25 protein-coding genes are annotated in these 24,687 nt (G+C 67.7%); 7 read left to right on the forward strand and 18 right to left on the reverse strand.

The genetic code is table 11. The features are described from left to right. Window positions 1-25: 25 nt before the first annotated feature. The 3 genes from ACWGRX_RS13295 to ACWGRX_RS13305 all read right to left on the reverse strand — a co-directional run bounded on the left by ACWGRX_RS13295 (window position 26) and on the right by ACWGRX_RS13305 (window position 2,321). The gene (locus tag ACWGRX_RS13295) at window positions 26-571 is read right to left on the reverse strand and encodes a 2,4'-dihydroxyacetophenone dioxygenase family protein (RefSeq protein WP_452117899.1); all 546 of its coding nucleotides are present in this window, start codon (window positions 569-571) and stop codon (window positions 26-28) included. 120 nt (window positions 572-691) lie between these two features. Then, a complete protein-coding gene (locus ACWGRX_RS13300; RefSeq protein ID WP_452117900.1) occupies window positions 692-1,408 on the reverse strand; it encodes an SDR family NAD(P)-dependent oxidoreductase in 717 nt (238 codons plus the stop codon). A gap of 166 nt (window positions 1,409-1,574) precedes the next feature. Continuing rightward, window positions 1,575-2,321: a hypothetical protein gene (locus ACWGRX_RS13305; RefSeq protein WP_452117901.1), complete on the reverse strand. Its 747-nt coding sequence runs from the start codon at window positions 2,319-2,321 to the stop codon at window positions 1,575-1,577. A 334-nt stretch (window positions 2,322-2,655) separates the two neighbouring features. Between ACWGRX_RS13305 and ACWGRX_RS13310 the strand changes: the two genes are divergently transcribed. Together ACWGRX_RS13310 and ACWGRX_RS13315 are read left to right on the forward strand one after the other, a co-directional pair. Further along, window positions 2,656-3,870 carry an NADP-dependent isocitrate dehydrogenase gene (locus ACWGRX_RS13310; protein ID WP_291634354.1) on the forward strand — a complete coding sequence of 405 codons (1,215 nt, stop codon included), beginning with the start codon at window positions 2,656-2,658 and terminating at the stop codon, window positions 3,868-3,870. Window positions 3,871-4,016: 146 nt separating this feature from the next. After that, window positions 4,017-4,478 (forward strand): GFA family protein, encoded by a 462-nt coding sequence (locus ACWGRX_RS13315; RefSeq protein ID WP_452117902.1) that lies wholly within the window; start codon window positions 4,017-4,019, stop codon window positions 4,476-4,478. Window positions 4,479-4,488: 10 nt separating this feature from the next. Here ACWGRX_RS13315 and ACWGRX_RS13320 read toward each other — a convergent pair whose 3' ends face one another. The 7 genes from ACWGRX_RS13320 to ACWGRX_RS13350 all read right to left on the reverse strand — a co-directional run bounded on the left by ACWGRX_RS13320 (window position 4,489) and on the right by ACWGRX_RS13350 (window position 11,320). Continuing rightward, window positions 4,489-4,710 carry a DUF4167 domain-containing protein gene (locus tag ACWGRX_RS13320; RefSeq protein ID WP_452117903.1) on the reverse strand — a complete coding sequence of 74 codons (222 nt, stop codon included), beginning with the start codon at window positions 4,708-4,710 and terminating at the stop codon, window positions 4,489-4,491. A 39-nt stretch (window positions 4,711-4,749) separates the two neighbouring features. Continuing rightward, entirely contained in the window at window positions 4,750-5,157 is a 408-nt protein-coding gene (locus ACWGRX_RS13325; RefSeq protein WP_452117904.1) for a hypothetical protein, read from the reverse strand. Next, a complete protein-coding gene (locus tag ACWGRX_RS13330) occupies window positions 5,154-5,762 on the reverse strand; it encodes a hypothetical protein (protein ID WP_452117905.1) in 609 nt (202 codons plus the stop codon). The genes ACWGRX_RS13325 and ACWGRX_RS13330 overlap by 4 nt, the downstream gene beginning before the upstream one ends. 17 nt (window positions 5,763-5,779) lie before the next feature. Continuing rightward, window positions 5,780-6,931, reverse strand: a complete 1,152-nt coding sequence (locus tag ACWGRX_RS13335) for a cyclic nucleotide-gated ion channel (protein ID WP_452117906.1) — start codon at window positions 6,929-6,931, stop codon at window positions 5,780-5,782. A 7-nt stretch (window positions 6,932-6,938) separates the two neighbouring features. Beyond that, the gene (gene alaS, locus ACWGRX_RS13340) at window positions 6,939-9,581 is read right to left on the reverse strand and encodes an alanine--tRNA ligase (RefSeq protein ID WP_452117907.1); all 2,643 of its coding nucleotides are present in this window, start codon (window positions 9,579-9,581) and stop codon (window positions 6,939-6,941) included. 199 nt (window positions 9,582-9,780) lie between these two features. Then, the gene (gene recA, locus ACWGRX_RS13345) at window positions 9,781-10,866 is read right to left on the reverse strand and encodes a recombinase RecA (protein ID WP_291646774.1); all 1,086 of its coding nucleotides are present in this window, start codon (window positions 10,864-10,866) and stop codon (window positions 9,781-9,783) included. A gap of 232 nt (window positions 10,867-11,098) precedes the next feature. Next, entirely contained in the window at window positions 11,099-11,320 is a 222-nt protein-coding gene (locus tag ACWGRX_RS13350; protein ID WP_452117908.1) for a hypothetical protein, read from the reverse strand. 341 nt (window positions 11,321-11,661) lie between these two features. Here ACWGRX_RS13350 and ACWGRX_RS13355 point away from each other — a divergent pair, with 341 nt between their 5' ends. Continuing rightward, on the forward strand, window positions 11,662-12,195 hold the full coding sequence (locus ACWGRX_RS13355) for a hypothetical protein (RefSeq protein WP_452117909.1): 534 nt from the start codon (window positions 11,662-11,664) through the stop codon (window positions 12,193-12,195). A 14-nt stretch (window positions 12,196-12,209) separates the two neighbouring features. On the opposite strand, the gene ACWGRX_RS13360 is transcribed toward ACWGRX_RS13355, so the two are convergent. Continuing rightward, on the reverse strand, window positions 12,210-12,707 hold the full coding sequence (locus ACWGRX_RS13360) for a hypothetical protein (RefSeq protein ID WP_452117910.1): 498 nt from the start codon (window positions 12,705-12,707) through the stop codon (window positions 12,210-12,212). 31 nt (window positions 12,708-12,738) lie between these two features. Beyond that, window positions 12,739-13,326, reverse strand: a complete 588-nt coding sequence (locus tag ACWGRX_RS13365) for a TetR/AcrR family transcriptional regulator (protein WP_452117911.1) — start codon at window positions 13,324-13,326, stop codon at window positions 12,739-12,741. Window positions 13,327-13,409: 83 nt separating this feature from the next. On the opposite strand from ACWGRX_RS13365, the gene ACWGRX_RS13370 reads away from it, so the two are divergent. The 3 genes from ACWGRX_RS13370 to ACWGRX_RS13380 all read left to right on the forward strand — a co-directional run bounded on the left by ACWGRX_RS13370 (window position 13,410) and on the right by ACWGRX_RS13380 (window position 15,897). Further along, window positions 13,410-14,231, forward strand: a complete 822-nt coding sequence (locus ACWGRX_RS13370) for a crotonase/enoyl-CoA hydratase family protein (RefSeq protein WP_452117912.1) — start codon at window positions 13,410-13,412, stop codon at window positions 14,229-14,231. Between the two features lie 11 nt (window positions 14,232-14,242). After that, entirely contained in the window at window positions 14,243-14,662 is a 420-nt protein-coding gene (locus tag ACWGRX_RS13375; RefSeq protein ID WP_452117913.1) for a DUF1330 domain-containing protein, read from the forward strand. Window positions 14,663-14,754: 92 nt separating this feature from the next. Then, window positions 14,755-15,897: a Gfo/Idh/MocA family protein gene (locus tag ACWGRX_RS13380; RefSeq protein WP_452117914.1), complete on the forward strand. Its 1,143-nt coding sequence runs from the start codon at window positions 14,755-14,757 to the stop codon at window positions 15,895-15,897. Here the strand turns inward: ACWGRX_RS13380 and ACWGRX_RS13385 are convergent. Continuing rightward, the gene (locus ACWGRX_RS13385) at window positions 15,894-16,961 is read right to left on the reverse strand and encodes a Gfo/Idh/MocA family protein (RefSeq protein WP_452117915.1); all 1,068 of its coding nucleotides are present in this window, start codon (window positions 16,959-16,961) and stop codon (window positions 15,894-15,896) included. The genes ACWGRX_RS13380 and ACWGRX_RS13385 overlap by 4 nt on opposite strands. A gap of 198 nt (window positions 16,962-17,159) precedes the next feature. Between ACWGRX_RS13385 and ACWGRX_RS13390 the strand changes: the two genes are divergently transcribed. Then, the gene (locus tag ACWGRX_RS13390; protein ID WP_452117916.1) at window positions 17,160-18,473 is read left to right on the forward strand and encodes an O-antigen ligase family protein; all 1,314 of its coding nucleotides are present in this window, start codon (window positions 17,160-17,162) and stop codon (window positions 18,471-18,473) included. A 27-nt stretch (window positions 18,474-18,500) separates the two neighbouring features. Here ACWGRX_RS13390 and ACWGRX_RS13395 read toward each other — a convergent pair whose 3' ends face one another. The 5 genes from ACWGRX_RS13395 to fliQ form a co-directional block, all read right to left on the reverse strand. Further along, entirely contained in the window at window positions 18,501-19,628 is a 1,128-nt protein-coding gene (locus ACWGRX_RS13395) for an acyltransferase family protein (protein ID WP_452117917.1), read from the reverse strand. Between the two features lie 253 nt (window positions 19,629-19,881). Continuing rightward, window positions 19,882-22,386, reverse strand: a complete 2,505-nt coding sequence (gene cckA / locus ACWGRX_RS13400) for a cell cycle histidine kinase CckA (protein ID WP_452117918.1) — start codon at window positions 22,384-22,386, stop codon at window positions 19,882-19,884. 85 nt (window positions 22,387-22,471) lie between these two features. Beyond that, the gene (gene flhB / locus ACWGRX_RS13405) at window positions 22,472-23,539 is read right to left on the reverse strand and encodes a flagellar biosynthesis protein FlhB (protein ID WP_452117919.1); all 1,068 of its coding nucleotides are present in this window, start codon (window positions 23,537-23,539) and stop codon (window positions 22,472-22,474) included. Between the two features lie 11 nt (window positions 23,540-23,550). Continuing rightward, window positions 23,551-24,309, reverse strand: a complete 759-nt coding sequence (fliR, locus tag ACWGRX_RS13410) for a flagellar biosynthetic protein FliR (protein WP_452117920.1) — start codon at window positions 24,307-24,309, stop codon at window positions 23,551-23,553. A 77-nt stretch (window positions 24,310-24,386) separates the two neighbouring features. Further along, complete coding sequence (gene fliQ / locus ACWGRX_RS13415; protein ID WP_291634401.1) at window positions 24,387-24,653, reverse strand: flagellar biosynthesis protein FliQ; 267 nt, start codon at window positions 24,651-24,653, stop codon at window positions 24,387-24,389. Between the last annotated feature and the right edge of the window lie 34 nt (window positions 24,654-24,687).

Raw genomic sequence — 24,687 nt, forward strand, 5'->3', positions numbered from 1 at the left:
CCGTGCGTGACGGCCCTTCAGTTCTTCAGCGGATGAACTGGTCGACGTAATCGGCGCCGAGTCCGTTCGCCGCATAATGCGCCCGGCATTTGTCGATGCGGGTGAAGACGTCGTCATAGCCGAGGCACTTGCCGTCGGGGTCGACATAGATCATCGCGCCATTGACCTGGAACATGGTGATCATCTCCTCGACATCGGGATCGACCACCAGGGTGTGGGTCTCGCCGGGGGCCTCATAGACATAGCCCCCCTCGGTCGCGACCCAGTCATGCTCGAGATAGCGCCACTTGCCCTTGAGCACATAGCCATGCACCGGCTGGGGATGGCGATGACGCGAGAGCACGCCGGCGCGCCGGACCTTGAGCAGGTTCATCCAGTAGCCGCGCGTCGCCGAGAGGCAGAGCGGACGGAACCAGACATTGTCGTCGACCGGGACCCAGACGCGCTCATCCTCGGGGATGACGTTGGGGATCACCAGCTCCGGCGGCGATTCCTTGGGCTGCGGATGGCGGTAGGGGGTCCAGCGCTCGGCGTTCGTGGCGGCGACCGGAATCGGGCTGACCTTGTCCATGGCTCGTCTCTACCTTTGAGTTTTCGATTCAGGCCCTTCCTAGACTGAATCCGGAAAGCGGGCCATGTCCTTGATCGAGCGGGGGTTCGTTGCCCTGTTCGGCGTTCGGCGGGTTCGCGTTCAGACCGCGAGATAGCCTCCGTCCACGGGCAGGACGGTGCCGGTGACGAAGCGCGCGGCGTCCGAGAGCAGGAAGACGATAGCGCCGCCGACATCGGAGGGCTCGCCCCAGCGGTTCATCGGCGTGCGCGCCAGGATCGGGGCGGAGCGCGCGGCATCCTCGACCAGCGGTCGTGTCAGCTCTGTGGCGATCCAGCCAGGCGCGACCGCATTGACCCGGATGCCGTCCGTCGCCCAGGCGGCGGCGAGCGATTTGGTGAGCTGGCCGACGCCGCCCTTCGAGGCGGCATAGCCCGGGGCGAAAGGAGAGCCGTGGAAGGTCAGCATCGAGGCGGTGTTGACGATGGCGCCCTTGGCCGCCGCGAGCTTTTCCCTGGCCGCGACGCTCATCCGCATGGTGCCGGTGAGATTGACCTCGACGGTCAGGCGGAAGGCCTCGATCTCGAACTCCTTGCCGCCGCGCTGGATCATGCCGGCACAATTAACCAGCGCGTCGATCCGCTCGCAGCCGGCGACGATGGCGGCGACCTGATCGTCCTTGGTGACGTCGAGCCTGGCATGGCGGATCGCGGCATGGGCAGGCGTGGCGGCGACCTCCTCATCGGTGAGGCCGGTGGCGAGGACCCGGTAGCCGGCCTCGGCGAGGGCGAGCGCGGCGCCGGCGCCGATGCCGCGCGTGCCGCCGGTGACGAGAGCGAATTTCTGGGTGTCGGTCATGGGCTGGCTGCTCTTCATAGGCTGGCTACCCTTGGGCGCGTCGGCCATGGGCTAATCGATTAAAGGCGTAATCTAGCCGGGAGCGCTGCTGCGGGGGAAGCGGTCGGCTCCTCTGCCTTTGCGTGCTCGATCTGCGCCTTTGGTCTGCCGCGCTGCGCGGGGCGGGCTAGCGCGGGCCTAGCTCGAAGCGCAACATTGCCGAGGCGCCGCCTTTGACTTCGCCGCCCGAGAGCGGCAATTCGCGGTTCATCTTCACATCCAGCGTCGTCTTCCACGGCGTATCGGGAGCGAGGCCGAGATCGGTGACGATCTGGAGCTGCGGGGTCAGCCGTGCCTCGGGCATGGCCTGGCTGGCGAAGGCGTAGCTGCTGGCGAGCGCGACCTCGGAGATCAGCGTGACCTTGTCGAACAGGGAGTGGCGATATCCCAGCATCGCATTGGCGTTGTGGCTGCCGCTGCCGGCCATGCCGAAATCGCCGCCGGTGGACAGGCGCCAGCGCAGCCCGTCGCCGGAGGTGGTGGAGCGCCGCGCCAGCGACCAGTCGAGGCGCGTATCCGTGCTCTGCCAGGATCCGCTCCCGCTGACGATCGTGGTCTCCAGTGAGAGAAGCTGCGGGCCGATCCTGAAGCCGACGGCTCGTTCGGTCGCGGCAGGAAGGCCGGGCGCAACCGTGCTGAGGCCCCTCCGGATCGTCGCGGTTTCGAGCTCGGGTCGGGCGAGCCCGGACCGTCGCGCCCGCTCGCGATAGGCGCCGTTCTTGTCGAGCGTGGGCGCGATCAGGGTTGGGATCGCCAGGATGGAACCGGACTCATCCTCCTGTCCTTGCCAGAAGGGCGTGCTCGGCAGGTCGGCGAGCTCATAGGTAATCGCGACCCTGGCGCCGTCATCGACCGGCTTGGCAGCCGCAATCATGGGCGCGAGCAGGCAAAGGGGGGCGCAAAGCAGGCCGGTCCGGACAAAGGCGATGGAGATTCCGCTGGTCAAGGCATCGGGTCGTGGCGCGGTTGACGAAGCGAGCCCTTGTGCCGGCCGATCGTGCTCACAATGCGGCAGTGCAACATAAGATGGCTCGGCCCGGCTTGAGAGCGACCCGTATCGCGCTCCGCGGACGGGCCTGCAGCTCTGCCCCAAAAGGCCGGCTTCCCCCTGCGGCTTTAACCCGCTAGGAAGCGCGCGAGCCTGCTGCGGCCCTCGAGCCGCAGTTCGGGACCGTTCCAGACTGGCCAGAAGCAGGGGTCGTAATCACATGAGCAAGATCAAGGTCGCCAACCCGGTCGTCGACATGGACGGCGACGAGATGACCCGCATCATCTGGCAGAAGATCAAGGACACGCTGATCTTCCCCTATCTCGATCTCGAACTCGACTATTACGACCTCTCGGTCGAGAACCGCGACAAGACCGACGATCAGGTCACCATCGACGCCGCCAACGCCACCAAGAAGCATGGCGTCGCGGTGAAGTGCGCCACGATCACGCCGGACGAGGCGCGCGTGAAGGAGTTCAACCTCAAGCAGATGTGGAAGTCGCCGAACGGCACGATCCGCAACATCCTTGGCGGCGTGATCTTCCGCGAGCCGATCATCTGCAAGAACGTGCCGCGCCTGGTGCCGGGCTGGACCCAGCCGATCGTCATCGGCCGCCATGCCTATGGCGACCAGTACCGCGCCACCGATTTCAAGTTCCCCGGCAAGGGCACGCTCTCGATCAAGTTCGTCGGCGAGGACGGCAACGTCATCGAGAAGGAGGTCTTCAAGGCCCCGGACGCCGGCGTCGCCATGGCGATGTACAATCTCGACGAGTCGATCCGCGACTTCGCCCGCGCCTCGCTGAACTACGGCCTGATGCGCAAGTACCCGGTCTATCTCTCGACCAAGAACACCATCCTCAAGACCTATGACGGGCGCTTCAAAGACATCTTCCAGGAGATCTACGAGGCCGAGTTCAAGGCGGAGTTCGACAAGCTCGGCATCACCTATGAGCACCGCCTGATCGACGACATGGTCGCTTCGGCGATGAAGTGGTCGGGCGGCTATGTCTGGGCCTGCAAGAACTACGATGGCGACGTGCAGTCCGACACGGTGGCGCAGGGCTTCGGCTCGCTCGGCCTGATGACCTCGGTGCTGATGACGCCGGACGGCAAGACCGTCGAGGCCGAGGCCGCCCACGGCACGGTGACCCGCCATTATCGCGAGCACCAGAAGGGCAAGGAGACCTCGACCAACTCGATCGCCTCGATCTTCGCCTGGTCGCGTGGTCTCGCCCACCGCGCCAAGCTCGACAACAATGCCGAGCTGGCTAAGTTCGCGACCCTGCTCGAGAAGGTCACGGTCGACACGGTGGAAGCCGGCGACATGACCAAGGACCTCGCTTTGCTGGTCGGCCCCGACCAGAAGTTCCTCTCGACCACCGGCTTCCTCGACAAGGTCAGCGAGAACCTGCGCAAGGCGATGGCCGCCTAAGCGGTTCAGCCTCGACCGAAACACGGAAGCCCGGCCGTCTGGCCGGGCTTCTTTCGTTTGTGCGATGGGGATCGGCGGCCGATGCCCTGCTGACGCGGCCTGTCCCTGCGGCATGCATTCTTGCCTTCCGCGAGGGAGGACAAGCCATGTCAGCGACGTCGACGACCCTGACCGGCGGCTGCCAGTGCGGTGCGGTGCGCTACCGCCTGAAGGCGCCGCCGCGCGAGGTTTCGGTCTGTTTCTGTCGGATGTGCCAGAAGGCGGCAGGCAGCTATTTCGGCGCCTTCGCCAGCTCGCGGATCGGCGAGGTCGAGTGGACGCGCGGCCGGCCGGCGATCTTCAACTCATCGGAGGTCGCTGAACGCGGCTTCTGCCGCGATTGCGGCACGCCGCTCACTTTCAGCTATCCGAGCCTCGGCTCGCTCTCGGTCTCGGCCGGAAGCCTCGACGATGCCGCCGCGTTCCAGCCGAGCCAGGCCTATGGCGTCGAGGGCAGGCCGCCCTGGTTCGACGAATTCTGCCGGCTGGAAGGCTCGCGCACCGAGGATGATCTCGCGCCGGGTCTGCCGAAATTTCGCTCGCAGCAGCATCCCGACCACGACACATGAGCGGTACCGCTCAGGCGGCGCGGTCCTCGGCGAGCGAGCGCAGGTAGTGCTCGGCCTGCTGGTAGTGGCGTTCCGCTTCGATGCGGTCGCCTGCCAGCGCCGCAGCCTGCGCCAGCGCGAGATAGCGCTCATAAGCCTGGCGCAGGGCGGCCGGGCCGAGATTGCCGCGCTGCGTCCGTAGGGCAGGGCGGGTCATGAGGGCAGGGCGGGTCATGAGGGCAGGGCGGGTCATGGGGATTCTTGGGCGACGATCGGTCACCGTTGCCTCCTGTTAGCCGAGGATTTCCTCGACGATCTTGCGGAGCTCTTCCCGGCTCAGGCCACAGGGTTGCGGCTTCCAGTCGGGGGCAGCCCTCCGCGGCGTCATGGCGATCGTGGCGTTGTGCTGGGGCCGGTTGTTCTTGGTGTTGAGTTCAGTGTGTTTTTTCATTGGAATCCATATCGGCGCCCGGCTGGGCCGGGCGTTAGTCAGGGCGGAAAGGCCGAGCGCAGAAAGAGCGGCTCGCTGCACGAGGCAGCGATCAAACTTCGGAGTTTGCCGCGGCGAAAGGGCTCGTCTCTCGATTTCGAGGACTGGAGCCAGCCGAACTCTTCTGGTCGACGCATCATATCTAGCAACGCAATGTGGCAAATCAAGGTTCCCGGCATCATGCGGGAAAAACACCGGCTGCGGCGTCACTCGACGGTGATCTCCTGCCGGGCGAGCACGCGTGGCCCGCTGAGCGGGGCGTTCATGACATAGCGCAGCTCGTAGACCCCCGGCTCCGCCGGCGCCTCGAGCGTGTCCTCGACATTCTCTGCCGGGTAGAAGCTCGGTCCCTCGGCTTCTGCCGGCTCGCCGGGCTTCACCAGCACGACCCGGTCGCGGTCGCCATTGGGGCCGATGCCGCGAACGGGAAGGGCTTGCGAGCGCCCGACGCGGCGGGGCGCGGCGAGCGTCGCCTCGGGAGCCGTCGTGGTCAGCGTCTGGCGCAGCAGGACTACCGGCTTGCCCTCCGTCTCGGCGAGCAAGCGCACTTCGAAACTGCCGACTTCGCCGGGGGCGGGCAGGGCCAGCACCGAGGCGGAGCCGAGCGGGGCGGCGACGATGGCCGATTCCGGCGGGTCGCCCGGCCGCGCAATGGCGAGGCGGGCACCGGCGGGGGCGCGGCTGACGAAGGTGCTCGCCATCGCGCCCGCCATCAGCGAGCGCGGAGCCGACAAGGCCGGCCCCTGAACCGGGCGGCCCGGCTTCGGAGGCTGGGCGAAAGCGGGCCCGGCGAGCCCGGCCAGGGCCAGCAGCATGTGTCGGCGGTGCAGAATCATGGCGCGAGGCGGTGCAGATGCGCGGCGAGGTCCGGATAGCGGCTGGTCAGCGCCCGGAAATCGATGGGGTCGAGCACCAGGAGCTTGCTCGGCACCTTGGCGCGCGCGGCGAGCCCGCCGCGCGCGGCTTTGGTATCCAGCGGCAATTCGCCGAAATGGCAGCCTTCCTCCAAGGTCTCGCTCGCCTCCTCGCGCATGATCTCGACTTCGCCGCTGGCGACGAAATAGAGCGCCTGCGCCGGTTCCTCGGGCCGCAGGATGACGGCGCCGCCGCGCACGCTCTGCGCCCGCAGGACCCGCATGATCTCGGCGATCTCGGCGGCATTGAGGCCGCTGAACAGCGGCACCCTGGCGATCATGCTCCAGGTCACCACGAATTCGCGGCGATGGATCTCCAGGGCGAAGGCGGTGGCGATGATACCGACAGGCAAGGCGAGCATGACGAGCCCCATGATCGCCGTGATGGAGGCGACGACCTTGCCGAGCGGGCTCGTCGGAAAGACGTCGCCATAACCGACGGTGGTCAGGGTGATAATCGCCCACCACATCGCGTCGGGGATGGTGGCGAATTTCTCCGGCTGGACGTCGTGCTCGGCGAAATGCATCGCGGTCGCCGCCAGCAGCATGACGCCGATCAGGATGACGAGGCAGGCGAACAGCGCCTTGCGCTCGGCGGTCAGGGCGGCGGCGAGGGAGGTCATGCCCGGCGAGTAGCGGCCGAGCTTGAAGAAGCGCAGCAGCCTGAACAGCAGCAGGATCTTGAGGTCGTTATAGCCGAGAAGCGCGGTGTAGAGCGGCACGGTCGCCAGGAAATCGACGATGGCCGGGGCCGAGAGCGCATAGGCGCGCCGGGCCGCATTGTCGCTGAGGCCGCGATAGCGAGCGTGCTCGGGCGCCGTCCACAGCCGCAGGCCGTATTCGAGGGTGAAGATCACGACCGAGACGAGCTCGATCGCAAAGAACAGCCTGCCATGGGCCGCCGCCAGGCTCGGCACCGACTCGAGCACCAGCGCCGCGACATTGACGATGATCAGCAGGACGAGCCCGCCATGCACCAGCCGGACCGACAGATCGTCGCCGGCCCCGCGGTCGATGATCAGATGCGCCCACCGCCGCCAGCTCATGCCGGGCTGCGGGGTGGGCGCCATGACGGCCTCAGCCCATCGCGGCGGCGACGGCTTCGAGCGCCGCCTGCGCCTGGGCCCCGTCCGGGCCGCCGGCCTGGGCCATGTCGCGGCGGCCGCCGCCGCCCTTGCCGCCCAGCGCTTCCGAAGCGGAGCGGACGAGCGCGACCGCGTCGAAGCGTTCGGTCAGGTCGGGCGTGACGCCGACCACGACGCCGGCCTTGCCGTCCTCGGCGACGCCGACGATCGCGACGACGCCGGAGCCGAGCCGGGTCTTGGCTTCGTCGACCAGGCTCTTCAGGTCCTTCATCTCGACGCCGGTGACGGCGCGGGCGAGCAGCTTGGTACCAGCGACCTCGCGGGCCGGATCCTGGGCCTCGCCGCCGCCACCCATGGCGAGCTTCTTGCGGGCCTCGGTGAGTTCGCGCTCGAGCTTGCGGCGCTCCTCGATCAGGGCGGCGAGCCGCGCTTCCGCCTCGCCCGCCGGCACTTTCAGCAGGCCGGCGAGATCGCGCAGGCGGCGGGAATCGGCGTTGAGCTGGCGGCGGGCGCCGGTGCCGGTCATCGCCTCGAGCCGGCGGACGCCGGCCGCGACCGCGCCTTCGCCGGTGACACTGACCAGGCCGATATCGCCGGTGCGGGCGGCATGGGTGCCGCCGCAAAGCTCGACCGAATAGGCCTTGCCGTCTTCATTGGTGCCCATCGAGACGACGCGGACCTCGTCGCCATATTTCTCGCCGAAGAGCGCGCGGGCGCCCGAGGCGATCGCCTCGTCGACGCTCATCAGCCGCGTCGTCACCGGCTCGTTGCGCAGGACGATGGCGTTGGCGAGCTCCTCGACCCGGGCCAGCTCCTCCTCGGAGATCGGCTTGGGGTGCGAGAAGTCGAAGCGCAGCCGGTCGGCCGAGACCAGCGAGCCCTTCTGGGCGACGTGGTCGCCGAGCACGAGACGTAGCGCCTCGTGCAGCAGATGCGTCGCCGAATGGTTGGCGCGGATCGCGGTGCGGCGGGCATGGTCGACGGTCAGCTCGGCGGGGGCTCCGAGCCCGATCTCGCCCGAGGTGACCTTGACCGCATGGGCGAAGACCTCTCCCAGCTTCTTCTGGACGTCGGAGACCTCGGCGCTGAAGCCAGGGCCGGAGATCGTGCCGGTATCGCCGACCTGACCGCCTGATTCGCCGTAGAACGGGGTCTGGTTCAGGACGACGAGGCCGCTCTCACCAGCCTTCAGCACCTCCACCTCGGCATTGTCGCGGACCAGGGCCGTGACCACGCCTTCGGCGCTCTCGGTGTCGTAGCCGAGGAATTCGGTGGCGCCGATGCGCTCGCGCAGCGGGAACCAGAGCTTTTCGGTCGCGGCCTCGCCGGTGCCGGCCCAGGCGGCGCGGGCCTTGGCCTTCTGCTGCTGCATGGCGGCGTCGAAGCCCTCGACATCGACGCCGACGCCGCGGGCGCGCAGCGCGTCCTGCGTCAGGTCGAGCGGGAAGCCATAGGTGTCGTAGAGAGTGAAGGCGACGTCGCCGCGCAGCTTGTCACCGGAGCCGAGGCCCTGCGATTCCTGGTCGAGGATCGAGAGGCCGCGCGCCAGAGTGGTGCGGAAACGGCTCTCCTCGAGCTTCAGCGTCTCGGTGATCAGCGCCTCGGCGCGGACCAGCTCGGGATAGGCGCGTCCCATTTCGCGGGTCAGCACCGGGACCAGCTTGTGCAGCAGCGGCTCCTTGGCACCGAGCAGCTGCGCATGGCGCATGCCGCGGCGCATGATCCGGCGCAGCACATAGCCGCGACCTTCGTTCGAAGGCAGCACGCCGTCGGCGATCAGGAAGGCCGAGCAGCGCAGATGGTCGGCGATGACGCGGTGGCTCGCCGCCATCGGCCCGTCGGAGGGGACGTTGGTCAGATCGGCGACGGCCCGGATCAGGGCGGCGAAGAGGTCGATCGCGTAATTGTCATGCGTGCCCTGGAGCACGGCGGCGATGCGCTCCAGCCCCATGCCGGTGTCGATCGAGGGTCGCGGCAGGTTGGTCCTGATGCCGCCGGCAGCCTCCTCGTACTGCATGAAGACGAGGTTCCAGATCTCGATGAAGCGGTCGCCATCCTCGTCGGGCGAGCCCGGAGGGCCGCCGGGAATATGATCGCCATGGTCGTAGAAGATCTCGGAACAGGGGCCGCAGGGGCCGGTGTCGCCCATGCGCCAGAAATTGTCGGAGGTCGAAATCCGGATGATCCGGGAGTCCGGCAGGCCCGCGATCTTCTTCCAGAGCCCGTGCGCCTCGTCGTCCTCGGAGTAGACGGTGACCGTCAGCTTCTCCTTGGGCAGGCCGAATTCGCGCGTGACCAGGGTCCAGGCGTGGTTGATCGCCTGTTCCTTGAAATAGTCGCCGAAGGAGAAGTTCCCCAGCATCTCGAAGAAGGTGTGATGGCGGGCGGTGTAGCCGACATTGTCGAGATCGTTGTGCTTGCCACCGGCGCGCACGCATTTCTGCGCCGTGGTGGCGCGGACATAGGGACGCTTCTCCTGGCCGGTGAAGACGTTCTTGAACTGCACCATGCCGGAATTGGCGAACATCAGCGTCGGGTCGTTGCGCGGCACGAGCGGGCTCGACGGCACGACCTCGTGGCCCTGGCCCTTGAAGTAGTCGAGGAAGGTCGACCGGATCTCGTTGACGCCGCTCATCGCAATCTTGGCTCTGGTTCTCTGGCAAGGGGCCGGCGCAGCCGGAAAGGGTGAGAGGTTCTAGTCAGCACCGCCGCTACTGTCCAGAAACGCCAACTCCGGCAATGCCCCCGACAAGGGGGTGGAGTCAAAAAGAAACGGACGGCTCGCGCCGCCCGTCTCGTATCGTCGCGCCGAATGCGCCGGAGCAGGGGCCCGCTCAGGCCTCGCCCTCGTCGAGATCCTCGGAGGTCGGATCGGCCTGATCGAGGATGCGATCGGCGACGAGGCCGGAATTCTGCCGGATGGTGGCTTCGATCCTGCCGGCCACGTCCGGGTTGGCCTTGAGGAAGGACTTGGCGTTCTCGCGGCCCTGACCGAGGCGCTGGCTGTCGAAGGAGAACCAGGAGCCCGATTTCTCGACCATGCCGGCCTTGACGCCGAGATCGATCAGCTCGCCGACCTTCGAGATGCCCTCGCCGAACATGATGTCGAACTCGACCTGCTTGAAGGGCGGTGCGACCTTGTTCTTGACGACCTTGACGCGGACCTGGTTTCCGGTCGCCTCGTCGCGCTCCTTCAGGGTCGAGACGCGGCGGATGTCGAGGCGGACCGAGGCGTAGAACTTCAGGGCGTTGCCGCCGGTGGTGGTCTCCGGCGAGCCGTACATCACGCCGATCTTCATGCGGATCTGGTTGATGAAGATGACCATGCAGTTCGAGCGCGAGATCGACGCCGTCAGCTTGCGCAGCGCCTGGCTCATCAGGCGGGCCTGGAGGCCGGGCTGGACGTCGCCCATCTCGCCCTCGATCTCGGCGCGCGGCGTCAGCGCGGCGACCGAGTCGACCACGAGCACGTCGATGGCGCCGGAGCGGACGAGCGTGTCGGTGATCTCGAGCGCCTGCTCGCCGGTGTCCGGCTGCGAGATCAGGAGATCGTCGAGATTGACGCCGAGCTTGCGGGCATAGACCGGGTCGAGCGCGTGCTCGGCATCGACGAAGGCACAGACGCCGCCCTTCTTCTGGGCTTCGGCGATGGTGTGCAAAGCGAGTGTGGTCTTGCCGGAGGATTCCGGCCCGTAGATTTCGATGACGCGGCCCTTGGGCAGGCCGCCGACGCCGAGCGCGATGTCTAGACCCAGCGAGCCGGTTGAAATGGTCTCGATCTCGATTGCCTGCTGGTTCTTGCCCAGGCGCATGATCGAGCCCTTGCCGAACGCCCGTTCGATCTGCGAGAGCGCCGCGTCGAGCGCCTTGGCCTTGTCCATCGAAGAGCCTTCCACGAGCTTGAGATTCGCCTGATTCACGACGTGCGCTCCTTATGGCAGGGGCGCGAGGACATCTCAATCGCGCCGATCAGCAACTATGGTCACTGTTTGTTCTCATGCGCAAGTTCTTTTTTTGTTCCTGTCGAATTGTGCCGGCAGGCCTGTTCGGGAGCGCGTTGCGACGTGAAAAGCCGGCGCGGGGCGGCGCGCCGGCCGCGCTCGCCCGTGCCGGATGCATCATGCATCATGCCGTTCGCTTCGGGGGGCCGCGCTAGTCGCCCGTGGGGGCGCCGAGAAGATAATCCTTCTGCAGGGCCTGATCCGATGACGGGTAGAGCGTCTGGCACTCGGAGTAATAGAAGGACTTTGGCGCGCGATTGACCGGATCGGCGCAGATCGTGGCCAGTTGCGCCTGCCGCGACTGCGAACTCTGGCAGCTTGCCAGGACGGGAGCCGCAAGCAGGGCCAGGCACAGAAGCGAAAGCGTCTTCATCTCGCTGTCCCCCATCTAAAACCGAGCCAACCGCAGAATCGGAACCTGAGACTTGCGACCCCGGATGCTCGCATGACCGATGCGTGGCGACCTTATTATCACAGCCCGAGGGGCGCGGCTTGCCTAGCGTCGGCCACGCGCCCCGGCCGAGAGAAGCGACAAATCTGCGATAGTCGGCTCCCAGCGTCGGCGGCCTCCTCAAGATCGCCGTGCGCCCGTCCGGACGCGGCCACGGTTATCTATCTCATTGTTATCGCATCGGAGTTTCCCGAAAAGAGAATTCCACTTCCCGGCCCGATGCTATAGGACGACAGCATCCGGCCAGAAGGGCCCGCCCGCCGATGCGCACCCGTCTCTTTCGCCTCCTGCTCGTCCCGGTCGATCTCGTCGTCGCCCTCGTCATCGTGCTCGACGAGCTGGCGCGGCCGCTCTACCGGCCGCTTCTGGCCTGGTTCGGGTCGTTCCGGATCGTCGCCCGCATAGAGGCGGCGATCGGTCGCCTGCCGCCCTATGGCGTGCTCGCCCTGCTGGCGGTGCCTTTCGCCGTGGCCGAGCCGCTGAAGCTGCTCTCGCTCGTTCTGCTGGCGCGCGGCGCCTGGTTCGGCGGCATCGTGCTGATGGCGATCGGCCATCTGACGAGCTTCCTGCTGGTCGAGCGCATCTACCATGCCGGCCGCGCGCAATTGCTGACGATCGGCTGGTTCGCGCGCTGCATGGTCTGGCTGGATCGGATCCGGGAGGTCGTCGTCGAGCGGGTCAAGGCGTCGGCCGCCTGGCGCCGGGCGGCAGCGCTGGCGCGCGCCGTTCGGGAACGGGGGCGCGCCTGGCTGGCATGGCTGTCGGGCCGGCGACAGCGGGACCGCAATTCGGGCTGAGGCGAGGGCGGGCGTTAGCCCGCGGGCCTCTCGGGATGCTCCGGCCCGGTCTGCGCCGGCGGCTTCTGCCAGGCCGCGCCGAGGCGCTCCAGTTCCAGTGCGTAGCAGTAGATCGCGAACAGCATGGTGAAGACCAGGATGCAGCGCCAGAGCAGGCCGGCGTCGAGGCTGAGCTGCTGGATGGCAGGCAGCTGGCGCAGGAAATAGATCGAGAACAGGGCGCCGCCGAAAATCGAGGTGAGGCGGCCGGCAAAGGCGAGGAGATGGCCGAGCACCGGGCTGTAGATGCCGTCCGGCTGCGGCACATGCCGCAGGCGCGTCCAGTAGCAGCCCTGGCCGATCAGGATGGCGATGACGACCTGCAGCAGGATCGAGGCGGGCAGGCTGTGCAGCTCGCCGGGCTTCTCGGTGACGATCCGGAAGGCCATGTGGATGTAGAACAGCAGCAGCGCGGCGCAGATGGTCTGCAGCAGGAGCAGGATGCCATAGGCGGAGCGTGGCCGTGCGGTCATGGCGGCAAACTAGTTGCTGGCCGGGAGGCGATCAAACGGCGAGGTCGCGCAAGGCCGAGCCTGCCAAGGCCGCGGCAGCGCGCCCGGCGGCCTCGATATAAGCCGGATCGCGATGGATCAGCATGATTGCGAAGGCGCCGTCCATCAGCAGCACGATCTGGCGCGCCAGTTCCCCGGGGGCAGCAATGCCATGGGCCGCGCAGGCGCCGGCAAGCCAGTTTTCGAAGCCGGCCTTGTGGCGGGCGCCGATCTTGATGGCGGGATGGCCGGGCAGGGCGGCGAGTTCGGCGGCGGTGCGCAGGAAGCCGCAGCCCTTCCAGCGCGGATTGCCTGCGGCGCGCGCGAGATTCTGGAAGATCGCCTCGACCTTCTCCGACAGCCCACCGTCAGCGGCTTCGAACCAGCCGGCCATCAGCTTGAGATTGGGCTGGTCTCGCGCTTCGAGATAGGCGGCGACGAGCTCGTCCTTGCTCTCGAAATGGTAGTAGAGCGTGCGCTTGGTCAGGCCCGCCTTCTCGGCGACCGCATCGACGCTGACCGCGCGGATACCCTCGGCATAGAAGAGCTTGCTCGCGGCGTCGACGATGCGCTTGCGCGTCGGGCTTTCGGGTTCGGTCATGTCGCCATGTATACCGTATAGGTAGTATACGTAAATGGCGTGGCGAGGCAGCGTGGCGGCACCCAAAACCGCTGGAGCCCACCATGTCCGAGATCGACCCTGTCCTCATGCAATGCCGGGAGGGCATCGCGACGCTGACGCTCAACCGCCCCGCCAAACTGAATGCGCTGAACTATGCGCTGATCGACCGCCTGCTCCTGCTGCTGGACCGGATCGAGACCGATCCTGCCATCCGCGCGGTGATCCTGACCGGGTCGGACGAGCGCGCCTTCTCGGCCGGCGGCGACATCGCCGAATTCTCGCGCAGCGTCGCGGCAGGGCCCGATTATGCGGTGCGGGATTTCGTGCGCCGCGGCCAGGCCCTGACGGCGCGGATCGAGGCCTTCCCGAAGCCGGTGATCGCCGCGGTCAACGGGCTCGCCTATGGCGGTGGCTGCGAGGTCACGGAAGCGGCTCATCTCGCGATCGCCAGCGAGCGTGCGATCTTCGCCAAGCCGGAGATCAATCTCGGAATGCCGCCGACCTTCGGAGGCACGCAGCGCCTGCCGCGCCTTGCCGGGCGCAAGCGGGCGCTGGAGCTGCTGCTGACCGGCGACCCGTTCACACCGGAGCGGGCGCTCGAGATGGGGCTGGTCAACCAGATCGTGCCGCATGATGAGCTGCTGCCGGCGGCAAGGGCATTGGCCCAGCGGATCATGCGGCATTCGCCGCTTGCGGCTGCCAGCATCCTGACGGCGGTGACGCGGGGCCTGAACGCCAGCATCGGCGAGGGCTTGCTGATCGAGAGCGAGCAGTTCGCCCGGATGGCGCCGACCTTCGACCTGCGCGAGGGGCTCGATGCTTGGCTGGCGCGGCGCGCACCGAGCTATGCCGGCGCCTGGTCGCGTGCTGCGGCGGCGGAATGAGGGAGGTGCCGATGCAAGCCTTCACCAGCTTCACCCGCAACGCCTTTGCGGCGTTCCGCGCTGCCGCTCGTCCTGGTCCGGTGCAGATGCTCAACCTGATCCGCCTGCATGAGCGAGCGCAGTATCCCGACGAGCGGGAGGCGAGCGGTACCGACGCCTTCGCAGCCTATGGCCGGATCAGCGCGCCGGTACTGGCCGGGCTCGGCGGCCGCATCCTCTGGCGCGGCGATTTCGAACAGGCGCTGATCGGCCCGGACGACCAGCGCTGGGATGTCTGCTTTATCGCGGAGTATCCGAGCGTCGAGGCGTTCGCCGCCTTGTTCCGCGATCCGACCTATCGCGAGGCGATGGCGCATCGGCAGGCGGCCGTGCGTGATTGCCGGCCGCTGCGCTTCGGCGCGGCCGAGGCCGGGGCGGGCTTCGCCGGGTAGGCGCGCACCGGGGCACGACCGAGGCCATCAACGAATTAGTCGGCATTCTCCACGATAACGCCTCGGGCAAGCGCGGAGCCCGAGGGACTGTCATGAAGATCGCGATCGTCGGCACCGGCTTCGTCGCCGACTACTATATGACCACGCTCGCCAATCATCCCGGGCTGGTGCTCGCCGGCGCCTGGGATCGCGACGCTGCGCGGCTCCGGGCGTTCTGCGCCTTCCACGGCGTTTCCGCCTATGCGGATCTGGAGGCGCTGCTCGGCGACCCCGCGGTCGGGATCGTCGTCAATCTGACGACGCCGGAAAGCCATTACGAGATTTCCAGCCGCGCGCTCGCCGCCGGCAAGCATGTCTATGGCGAAAAGCCGCTGGCGATGGATTTTGCCCAGGCACAGGAACTGGTCGCGCTGGCGCGGCAGCGCCGCCTGACGCTCGCTGCCGCACCGGCCAACGGGCTCAGCGACGCGCATCGGCTGGTGGCGCAGGTCCTGGGCGACGGCAGAATCGGCAGGCCGCGCCTGGTCTATGCGGCGATGGAGGACGGGCCGGTCTTTCGCGACAAATGGGCGAGCTGGCGCTCGCGCTCCGGCGCGGTCTGGCCGGGCCTGCACGAATTCGAGGTTGGCTGCACGCTCGAGCATGCCGGCTACGCCCTGTCCTGGCTGGTCTCGCTGTTCGGTCCGGTCGAGAGCGTCACCGCCTTCGCGGCGCTGACCTTCCCGAACAAGGGGCCCGGTACGGAAGCGCTGGCGCTGGCGCCGGACTTTTCGGTCGGCTGCCTGCAGTTCCGCTCGGGCGTGGTGGCGCGGCTGAGCTCCGGCCTGGCGGCACCGCGCGATCGCTCCTTGCAGGTCTTCGGCGATGGCGGCTCGCTCACCGTGCGCGACCTCTGGGACAACCGCTCGGCCGTGCATCTGGAGGAGGTCGGCGCGCCGCGCCCGCTGCTCGGCCGTGTCCTCGGCCAGATCGAGGCCCGGCTCGGCAGCGCGCTGCCCTGGAAGCCGACGCCGGGCCGGCGCCTTGCCTATCCTGCCGCGAGCAAGCGGACGCTGCCGGCTTTCCCCTCGCAGATCGATTTCGCAGGCGGGATCGCGGCCCAGGCCGAAGCGATCGCGGCGGGGCGGGAGCCGGTGTTTTCCGGGGCGCTGGCGTTGCACATCACCGAGCTGGCGCTGGCGCTGAACGGAGCGCGCGCGCTGCCGCAGCCCTATCTCATGCGAAGCTCGTTCTAACGCGCTGCGGCCGCGGGGGGCTGTGCCCGGACCGCCTCGATCATGCCCAGTACGGCGGCGCTTTCGGCGAGCGGCATGGTTTCGCAGCTCGTCGCGCCGGCCCTGATCGCGGCCATCACGGCCTGCGCCTGGAATTGCAAGCCATTGCCGGGAAAGGGGAAGCTTTCACGTCGCACGCCCGGCAGAGGGAGCCGGGCGAGCAGCTTGCGGAGGAGGGCGGGGCCCTCTCGTTCGGGCCATGGCGTAGCAAGGGCGCCGGATGCGAAATGCGTCAGGCGCTGGGCCTTGAGGAAAGGCGCCTCGATCCGCAGCGCGCCGTCGCTGCCCTCGACCAGCAGCAGATTGGCGCCGTCGCGGTCGAAGCCGCAGGAGAGCTCGGCCGTCGCCCCGGGATAGTGCAGGACGAACTCGCTGCGCAGGTCGACGCCGCTCGCCGCGGCGCGCCAGCGCCCTTCGACGCGTTCCGGCCGGCCGAGAAGATGCAGGGCGATAGAGAGCGGGTAGACGCCGAGATCGAGCGCGGCGCCGCCACCCAATGCGGGCTCGAAGAAGCGGCTGCCGGGCTCCTGCGGATGGACATAGGAGAGATCGGCGCGCAGTCGCCGAATCTCGCCGATCCGGCCCGTGGCAAGCCGGCTCCGCAACGCCGTGACGGCCGGCAGGAAGCGGCTCCACAGTGCCTCCATGGCGAAGACGCCGCGTGCCGCGGCCGCTGCCGCGATCGCCTCGGCATCGGCGCAGGTGAGGGCGAGCGGCTTCTCGATCAGCACCGGCTTGCCGGCGGCGATGGCGGCGAGCGCCTGGGGCGCGTGCAGATGGTTCGGCGTCGCGATGTAGACCGCCTCGAGCGCGGGATCAGCGAGGAAGGCTTCGAGGTCGTCATGGGCCGCGCCGCCGCCGAAGCGGCTGGCGAAGCTCCTGGCCTTGTCGAGCCGGCGCGAATGGACCGCGCCGATGCGGGCGCCGGGGACCAAGGCGAGATCGGCGGCGAAGAGCGCGGCGATCGCGCCCGTGCCGATGATGCCCCAGGTGAAGGGGGAGGGCGGCGACGCTGCCCGGTCCATGCTGCCTCGTGCTCCCATGGGGCAGGCCAGGGGCGTCGCTGCCGACCGGCGACGCCGCGGGCCCCGGGGGAGCGGCGATCGGCCGGTTTTCGGCTACAGGCTCTTAAGGTTGCGTGTCCATAGTCGGGGCGGCCGCGCAGGGCGGCCGGACGAGCCCGGTCGGCGGGTTCGCATGGCGGGAGCGGCATGACGGTCGGCGTGAGCGAGACAGGGAGCGGCCTTGCCGCCGGGGCGCATGGCGTCCCGGTCGACGGTCAGCGCCTCGCCGCGGCGCTGCTCAGCGGCTTCGGCCTTTTCGTGATGATCCTGACCTTCCAGCCCTTCGCCGGGGTGCCGGACGCGATCGAACCGGGAGGATCGACCGGCAACATCGTCAACCAGATCGGCTATGTCAGCCTCGCCATCGTTTATCTCGTGGCGATGCTGAAGCTCTGCGAACGCGGGGTCCTGGCGCAGATGGCGACGAGCAGCTGGCTCGTCGTGCTGATGGTCGCGGCCTTCTCGGCCGGGCGGGCGCTGGAACCTGATGCCGCGCTGCGCGCGCTGCTCCTGACCGGTTTCGCCATGGTGCCGGTGCTCGGCGTCCTCGTCTTGCCGCGGCATGAGCGCGATTTCGCCAGCGCGGTGGCGAATGCCGCTCTCGCCGTGCTGGTCCTGGTCTATGTGGCGCTCCTCCTGGCGCCGCAGCTCGCCATTCATGGCTCCGAGGGCGTCGAGGGCGGCCATGCCGGGGATTGGCGCGGCCATCTCACGCATAAGAATTTCGCGGCACCGGTGTTCTCGATCCTCATCATGTTCGGCATCTATTGCTGGCGCATGGGCCTGAGGCTGCGCGGTTTCGCGATCATCGCCCTCGGCGCGATCTTCGTGCTGAACAGCGGCTCGAAGACGACGATGGGCTTCCTGCCGATCGCGATCGCTCTCGTCCTGTTCGGCCGCGCCCTCGGCCGGCCGCTGCTGATCCTGCTGGGCCATGGCGCGTTGGTGCTGCTGATCGCGGCGCTGACGGTCGGCACTGTGTTCTCGCCCGCCTTGCTGCAGCTTGCGAGCGCGCTGACCTCCGATCCGACCTTCACCGGGCGCGACGAGATCTGGCGCTTCGCCAGCGCGCATATCGGCGAGAAGCCCTGGCTCGGCCATGGCTATTTCAGCTTCTGGCAGACACCGCTGGTCACGGCGCTGGAGGAGAATTTCGAGGCGCGCTGGGATATCCGCGGCATCGGCTCGGCCCATAACAGCTATCTCGACGCGATGCTGATGTTCGGGCTTCCGGGGGCGATGCTGGTGATCTTCTGCCTGATGATCCTGCCGCTGCGGAATTATCTGCGGGCGCAGCGCGACCCGGCACGGCAGAAGCTCGCCGATCTCTTCGTGATGATCGTGATCTTCATGACCTATGTCGGCATGCTGGAATCGTTCTTCCTCAACCGCGCCGACCCGCTTTGGCTGCTGTTCGCGCTTGCCGTGCTCGGGCTCGAGCTCGCCAGCCGGCTGCGGACCAAGAGAGTCTGAGCCACCGGGGCGAAGGCCGGGTGGAACTCAGCGCGTCGCCTGCACGATGCCTGCTGCTTCCCTGCCACTGGCGGCTTCGGGCGGTCGGTCGCCGAGGACATAGCGCTTCACCTTGAGGAACGGCTTCTCGACACAGAGCCAGGAGAACAGCGCGAAGGCGGTCACGATCGGGGCGGACACCAGGAACAGGATCAGCCCGTCGCCATGGACGAAGTCGAACTTCGCCACCAGCGCCTGCTGAATCGGAAAGCCGTAGAGATAGATGCCGTAGGAGACGTCGAGCTTGCGCAGCAATTCGGGCAGGCGCAGCGGCAGCAGGCCGATATAGATGACGCAATAGGTCAGGAAGGGCGTGACGAGGAAGGCGAGCTCGCGCGGGGCCGACATCAGCGCGAGCGAAATCGCCAGCGCCGCGAGAAAGAGCAGCCGGTGGATCTTCAGGCGGTCGCGCCACTGGAAGTAGATGCAGCCGACGAAGAAATAGAAGACCACCACGGTCCAGTGATAGTTCGCCTCGCTGACGCCGAAGCCATAGGCGTAGGCCGCTACCGTGGCCGCCGCCGACAGGACGACGACGAAGGAGGTGAAGAGCCTGCGACTCCTGACGATGCCGAAACCGATCATCAGCGCCATCAGGATGTAGCAGTAGAATTCTGGCTTCAGCGTCCAGAGGTTCTGGTTGACCGTGTTCGGCAGCGGGTTGGTCTCGAAGACACCGGGCAGCTCGAAGCGGATGCGGCCGACGATGTTGCCGAAATACTCGAGGAAGCGGATGTCGCGGAAATAGTCCGCCAGCAGGAAGGTCGTGAAGATCGGCCCTAGCACCAGGGCCGACAGCGTCACCTCGACGAGCAGCGCCGGGATGATCCGGATGAAGCGCAGCGTGATGAAGGGCTTGACCGCGCCGGTGCGCAGGGCGCTGCCGGTGACGAGAAAGCCGCTGAGCGCGAAGAAGGCGGGCACCAGGCTGAGCCGGAACAGGCCCTGCAGCCCTTCCCAGTCCTGGCTCGTGTCGGCCCCTGCGACCCAGCCCGAATGCACGGCGAGGATCAGGATGGAGAGGGCGAGCCGCAAGGCATTGAAGCCGGGGCCCTCGCCATTGTTCGCCCTGAGGATGTCCCCGGCGCTGGGCGCGGATCGATAGAAGCTTGGCATGCGCGTCCTGAGCATTTCTGACGGCAGCCCGGGCGGCCAGGCCAGTGTCAGGGTGATGCTCTTGCGCTGATCGCCTTTCAATCGACGAGCGAACTTAACCTTACTGCGGCCGCTCCGAATCGCCCGGCCCGCTGAGTGCGAACCCGTGGCTCGCGCGCGAGCAAGGGCCGTTGCGCCGTCGCTTGCGAGAGCATTGCGGCCGGGGCCGCCGCCGGCAAACCGGGTGCGGGTGTGCTCCACCCGCCGCCGGGCTTCAGCCCATGGTCGCCTTCACCGTCTCGACCAGCTGCTTCATCGTGAAGGGCTTGGGCAGGAAGTGGAATTCCTCGCCCTCGGGCAGGTTCTTGCGGAAGGCTTCCTCGGCGTAGCCGGAGACGAAGACGACCTTCGTATCGGGATTGCGCTGGCGCAGTTCGCCGAGCAGGGTCGGGCCGTCCATTTCCGGCATGACGACGTCGGAGATGACGAGGTCGATCTTGCCTTCATGGCGCAGGAAGATGTCGAGCGCCTCGACGCCGGAGGCCGCCTCGTGGACGGTGTAGCCGCGCGAGACGAGCATGCGGGCATTGAGCGCACGCACGGCGTCCTCGTCCTCGACCAGGAGGATGACGCCGGCGCCGGTATGGTCGGCGGCGACGCGCTTGGGCGCTTCCTTCGCCGCGGCCTCGATGGCGAGGTCCTCTTCGCTGGGAATGTAGCGCGGCAGGAAGATCTTGAAGTTCGTGCCGCGGCCGAGGACGGAATCGCAGAAGACGAAGCCGCCGGTCTGCTTGACGATGCCGTAGACCATCGACAGGCCGAGGCCGGTGCCCTTGCCGACCTCCTTGGTGGTGAAGAAGGGCTCGAAGATCTTCTCCAGATGCTCCTGCGCGATGCCGGAGCCGCTATCCTCGACCTCGAGCAGCACATAATCGGCGGCCGGAAGGGCGGCATGACCGAGGCCGACGATCTCTTCGGCCGCGACATTGCGGGTCCGCACCTGCAGCTTGCCGCCATCCTGCATGGCGTCGCGCGCATTGACAGCAAGGTTGACCACGACCTGTTCGAGCTGGCCGAGATCGGCCTTCACCGGCCAGAGATCGCGGCCCTGGCGGACATCGAGCGTGATCTTGTCGGCGACGACGCGCTTCAGCATCAGCGAGAGGTCGGAGAGCACGTCGCCGAGCGCCAGCACCTGCGGGCGCAGCGTCTGCCGGCGCGAGAAGGCGAGCAGCTGCCGGACCAGCGCGGCGGCCCGGTAGGCGTTCTGCTTGATCTGCATGATGTCCGGGAAGGACGGATCGGTCGGCTTGTGGCTGGCGAGCAGGAATTCCGAGGCGTTGATGATGACCTGCAGCACGTTGTTGAAGTCGTGCGCGATGCCGCCGGCGAGCTGGCCGACCGCCTGCATCTTGCCGGCCTGGTCCATATTGTCCTTGAGCTTGCGCTCGGCGGTCGTCTCCAGCGCATAGACGATGGCGCGCTCGCCATCGCTGTCCTCGGTCGCCGGCACGGGCGAGAGATAGAGCCTGGCCGAGCGGCCCTCTTCGCCGGCGAGCGTGAGGTCGAGCGGGGCGATCTCGCCCTTGCCGGCGAGCGCCGCCTCGAAGGCTTCGCCGAGCGCGCCATTGCCGTTGACGAGTTCCTGGATTGTCGCCGGCTGGCCGCCGCCGGGCGTCAGGCGCGTGAAGGCGGCGTTCGAGCGCAGGATCGCGCCCGTCCGGTCGACGGTGGCGATCGCCATCGGGGTCGCGTGGAAGAAGCGGGCGAAACGTGCCTCCGCATCGCTGCTTGCATCGGCGCCGGCCTCGCCCGCGGCGCGGTTCAGGACCAGAGTGCGCGAGGCGCCGGCACGACCGTCCTGGCCGAAGGCGACCTGGTGATGCAGCCTGACCGGCAGTGACTGGCCGTTGCGGCGGCGCAGATCGACGTCGAGTACCTCGATCCGGACATCGCCGGGCTGGCCGCGAATCGCCTGGATCAGGGCGACGGCGCTGGGCGAGGCGATATCCTCTAGATGCAAGCCCCCCGAGCCGAAACGGGCGAGGTCGTAGTCGAGCCAGCCCGAGAGCGTGGCGTTGAGATAGGGCACCTCGCCATCGGCGTTCATCGAGAGGAAGCCGGCCGGTGCGTGGTCGAGATAGTCGATGGCGTGCTGCAGCTCCTGGAAGGCGTTCTCCTGGCGCTCGCGCTCCGGCGTCACGTCGGACACCGTCCACAGCGAGGCGGGCCTGCCGGCGCGGCTGATCGGCGTGACGCGGACGCGATACCAGCCGACCGCGCCGCGCTCGTTCAGGGCGGGCTCGAGCCGGATCTCCTCGGAGAGACGCCGCCCGGCGCGCGCCGCGGTGGCGAGCCGGTAGATCGCTTCCGAAACCTCGGCGCGGCCCTTGAACAGCCGCTCGACGGGCGCGATCTCGCTGGCGTTGCGGGCGCCGGCCAGTGTCAGATAGGTCTCGTTGGCATAGACGATGCGGTCGTCGCTCTCGGTGACGACGACGCCGTCCTCGGCCCCGTCGACGATGATCTTGGTCAGGTCGTTGCGGGCGGCCCGGCCGGAGAACTGCAGCAGCCCGATCGCAAAGGCGAAGAGGCAGAACACGCCGACCACGGAAAGCAAGGCGAGCAGGCCGAGGATCAGCGGCTGGGCCCATTCATTGGCGATGAAGCCGAGCGCGATCGCGGCGCCGACGAGCAGGCCGGCAACCAAGAGGACGATGCCGACATGGCCCGGCCTGTCGGATCGATCGATCGCGGTCGTTGCCGTGCTTGCGGTCATTGCGGCAGATCCGTTTCCTTGTGGTCCGCCCGCTCCCGGCGGGCAGCGGGCGCGGCGATCCTGCGATCGCGCGCCAGCCCGCGAGTTAGGCGCGGCGGCGCTTCAGGCGCAAGACGTAACCGACGACTTCGGCCACCGCCTGGTAGTGTTCGACAGGAATTTCTTCGTCGATCTCGACAGTGGCATAGAGCGCCCGGGCCAGAGGCGGGTTTTCGACGATCGGAATCTCGTGCGTGCCGGCGACCTCGCGGATCTTCAGCGCAATGGCGTCGACGCCCTTGGCGAGGCAGACCGGGGCGCCCTGGCCGTTCTCATATTGCAGCGCGACCGCGAAATGGGTCGGGTTGGTGATGATCACGGTCGCCTTGGGAACCTGCGCCATCATGCGTGAGCGGGCGCGCTGGGCCCGGAGCTGGCGCAGCTTGGCCTTCACCTCGGGATTGCCTTCGGTGTTCTTGTATTCGTCCTTGAGCTCCTGCTTGGTCATGCGCTGGCGCTGGTACCAGGAGAAGCGCTGATAGCCGAAATCGCCGATGGCGATGATGGCGAAGATGGCGAGCACCCCGGCCATCAGCTTGATGGTCAGGACCAGCACGGCGGGCAGCAGCGCGCGCACATCCATCTGCGCGAAGGCCTGGAGGTGGTCGCGCTCGCCCCAGAGCACCATCCAGACCCCGACGCCGACCAGCATGATCTTGGCGAGGCCCTTGGCGAAGTTGACCCAGGCCTCCTTGCCGAAGATCCGTTTCAGGCCGGCCATAGGCGAGATCCGGTTGAATTTCGGCATCAGCGGCTCGGTGGTCCAGAGCGGCTTGTGCTGGATCAGGGCGCCGGCGAGAGCCGCGACGAGGATGAATCCCAGCGGCAGGGCGAGCGCGGTGAAGCCGGTCATCACGCCCTTGGCGGTGACCTGGAAGAGGGCGTCGCCGCCGGAGGGCACCTGATGTGCGTTCATCAGGAAGGCGCGCAATTGCAGCGTCGCCTCGCGCGCAGCCGAGCCGGCCGCGATCAGCAAGGCGAGGGTGAAGCCGCAGAGCACGAAGAAGGTGCCGATCTCCTGCGAGCGCGGGACATCGCCCTTCTCGACCGCCTGATCGAGCTTTCGCTGCGTCGGCTCCTCTGTGCGGTCGTCCTTGTCCGGTTCGTCGGCCATGTCCCCTCCGCTCAGAGGCCGGTGAGCTGGCGCAGGAAGGCGCCGAGATCTTCGAGGAAGACGCCCATCATCACCCCGATCGCCGCCAGCAGCACCAGCATGCCGCCGAGGATCGAGGCCGGGATCGCCAGGAAGAAGACCTGCATTTGCGGCATCAGCCGCGCGAGGACGCCGAGACCGAGATTGAACAGCAGGCCGAAGGCGATGAACGGCGCCGAGATCTGCACCGCCAGCGCGAAGCCCCTCGCCATCGCCTTGACCGCCAGGCCGAGCAAGTCGCCGACATCGGGAAAGCCGCCGGGCGGCAGCAACTGGTAGCTCTCATGGATCGCGACCAGCGCGATATGGTGCAGGTCCGAGGCGAGGATTAGCGTGATGCCGAGCATCGAAAGCAGATTGCCGATCGAAGGGTTCTGCATGCCGCCGCTCGGATCGACGGTCATGGCGAAGCCGAGGCCCATGGTCTGGGCGACGATCAGGCCGGCGGTCTGCAGTGCCCCCATGAGCAGGCGGACGCAGGAGCCGAGCGCGAGCCCGATCAGGATCTCGCTGATCAGGAGCCCGCCGAGCCCGGCCGGGTCGCTCGGCACGGTGATCGTGCTGCGGGCCATCGGCAACATCACGAGGGCGACGAAAAAGGCGAGGGAGAGCCGGGCCCGCGAGAGGATGAAGCGCTCGCCGATGCCGGGCATCAACATGACCAGAGTGCCGACGCGCGCGAAGACCAGCACGAACAGGGCGCTGATCTCGGGCAGGATGGCGATCTGCATCGGCGGCCCAGGGTTTCCGCGCCAGCGACTGCGCCCATCGGTCTTTCGCCCCGGTATGGGGCGGCCGGGCGCGAGAATCACTCGCCCGTGGCGATTCGGACGGCGACCCTGCCCATATAGCCTGCCAGCGCGTCGCCCATGAACGGCAAAAACAGCAGCAGCGCGCCGAAGACTGCGAGGATCTTCGGGACGTAGACCAGGGTCTGTTCCTGGATCTGGGTCAGGGCCTGGAACAGCGAGACCACGAGGCCGACGCCCAGTGCGATCAGCATCAGCGGCGCACCGGCCTTGAGGAAGACGACGATGCCGTCGCGGGCGACGTCGAGGATGGCTCCGGAGGTCATGGCGCGGTTTCCGAGAAGAGCTGTTTCATTTTGA

It is taken from the genome of Allobosea sp. NPDC055594, assembly GCF_053618995.1.

Excerpts from the sequence above, each read along its gene's own strand:
- ACWGRX_RS13355 (WP_452117909.1), top strand. The coding sequence starts at position 11,662 with ATGCGCACCCGTCTCTTTCGCCTCCTGCTCGTCCCGGTCGATCTCGTC.
- ACWGRX_RS13360 (WP_452117910.1), bottom strand. The coding sequence starts at position 12,707 with ATGACCGCACGGCCACGCTCCGCCTATGGCATCCTGCTCCTGCTGCAG.
- ACWGRX_RS13295 (WP_452117899.1), bottom strand. The coding sequence starts at position 571 with ATGGACAAGGTCAGCCCGATTCCGGTCGCCGCCACGAACGCCGAGCGC.
- ACWGRX_RS13310 (WP_291634354.1), top strand. The coding sequence starts at position 2,656 with ATGAGCAAGATCAAGGTCGCCAACCCGGTCGTCGACATGGACGGCGAC.
- fliQ (WP_291634401.1), bottom strand. The coding sequence starts at position 24,653 with ATGACCTCCGGAGCCATCCTCGACGTCGCCCGCGACGGCATCGTCGTC.
- ACWGRX_RS13385 (WP_452117915.1), bottom strand. The coding sequence starts at position 16,961 with ATGGACCGGGCAGCGTCGCCGCCCTCCCCCTTCACCTGGGGCATCATC.
- ACWGRX_RS13365 (WP_452117911.1), bottom strand. The coding sequence starts at position 13,326 with ATGACCGAACCCGAAAGCCCGACGCGCAAGCGCATCGTCGACGCCGCG.
- ACWGRX_RS13380 (WP_452117914.1), top strand. The coding sequence starts at position 14,755 with ATGAAGATCGCGATCGTCGGCACCGGCTTCGTCGCCGACTACTATATG.
- fliR (WP_452117920.1), bottom strand. The coding sequence starts at position 24,309 with ATGCAGATCGCCATCCTGCCCGAGATCAGCGCCCTGTTCGTGCTGGTC.
- flhB (WP_452117919.1), bottom strand. The coding sequence starts at position 23,539 with ATGGCCGACGAACCGGACAAGGACGACCGCACAGAGGAGCCGACGCAG.
- cckA (WP_452117918.1), bottom strand. The coding sequence starts at position 22,386 with ATGACCGCAAGCACGGCAACGACCGCGATCGATCGATCCGACAGGCCG.
- ACWGRX_RS13305 (WP_452117901.1), bottom strand. The coding sequence starts at position 2,321 with ATGATTGCGGCTGCCAAGCCGGTCGATGACGGCGCCAGGGTCGCGATT.
- ACWGRX_RS13330 (WP_452117905.1), bottom strand. The coding sequence starts at position 5,762 with ATGCTGCTGGCCCTGGCCGGGCTCGCCGGGCCCGCTTTCGCCCAGCCT.
- ACWGRX_RS13350 (WP_452117908.1), bottom strand. The coding sequence starts at position 11,320 with ATGAAGACGCTTTCGCTTCTGTGCCTGGCCCTGCTTGCGGCTCCCGTC.
- ACWGRX_RS13315 (WP_452117902.1), top strand. The coding sequence starts at position 4,017 with ATGTCAGCGACGTCGACGACCCTGACCGGCGGCTGCCAGTGCGGTGCG.
- ACWGRX_RS13375 (WP_452117913.1), top strand. The coding sequence starts at position 14,243 with ATGCAAGCCTTCACCAGCTTCACCCGCAACGCCTTTGCGGCGTTCCGC.
- alaS (WP_452117907.1), bottom strand. The coding sequence starts at position 9,581 with ATGAGCGGCGTCAACGAGATCCGGTCGACCTTCCTCGACTACTTCAAG.
- ACWGRX_RS13370 (WP_452117912.1), top strand. The coding sequence starts at position 13,410 with ATGTCCGAGATCGACCCTGTCCTCATGCAATGCCGGGAGGGCATCGCG.
- ACWGRX_RS13335 (WP_452117906.1), bottom strand. The coding sequence starts at position 6,931 with ATGGCGCCCACCCCGCAGCCCGGCATGAGCTGGCGGCGGTGGGCGCAT.
- ACWGRX_RS13300 (WP_452117900.1), bottom strand. The coding sequence starts at position 1,408 with ATGACCGACACCCAGAAATTCGCTCTCGTCACCGGCGGCACGCGCGGC.
- ACWGRX_RS13395 (WP_452117917.1), bottom strand. The coding sequence starts at position 19,628 with ATGCCAAGCTTCTATCGATCCGCGCCCAGCGCCGGGGACATCCTCAGG.
- ACWGRX_RS13320 (WP_452117903.1), bottom strand. The coding sequence starts at position 4,710 with ATGACCCGCCCTGCCCTCATGACCCGCCCTGCCCTCATGACCCGCCCT.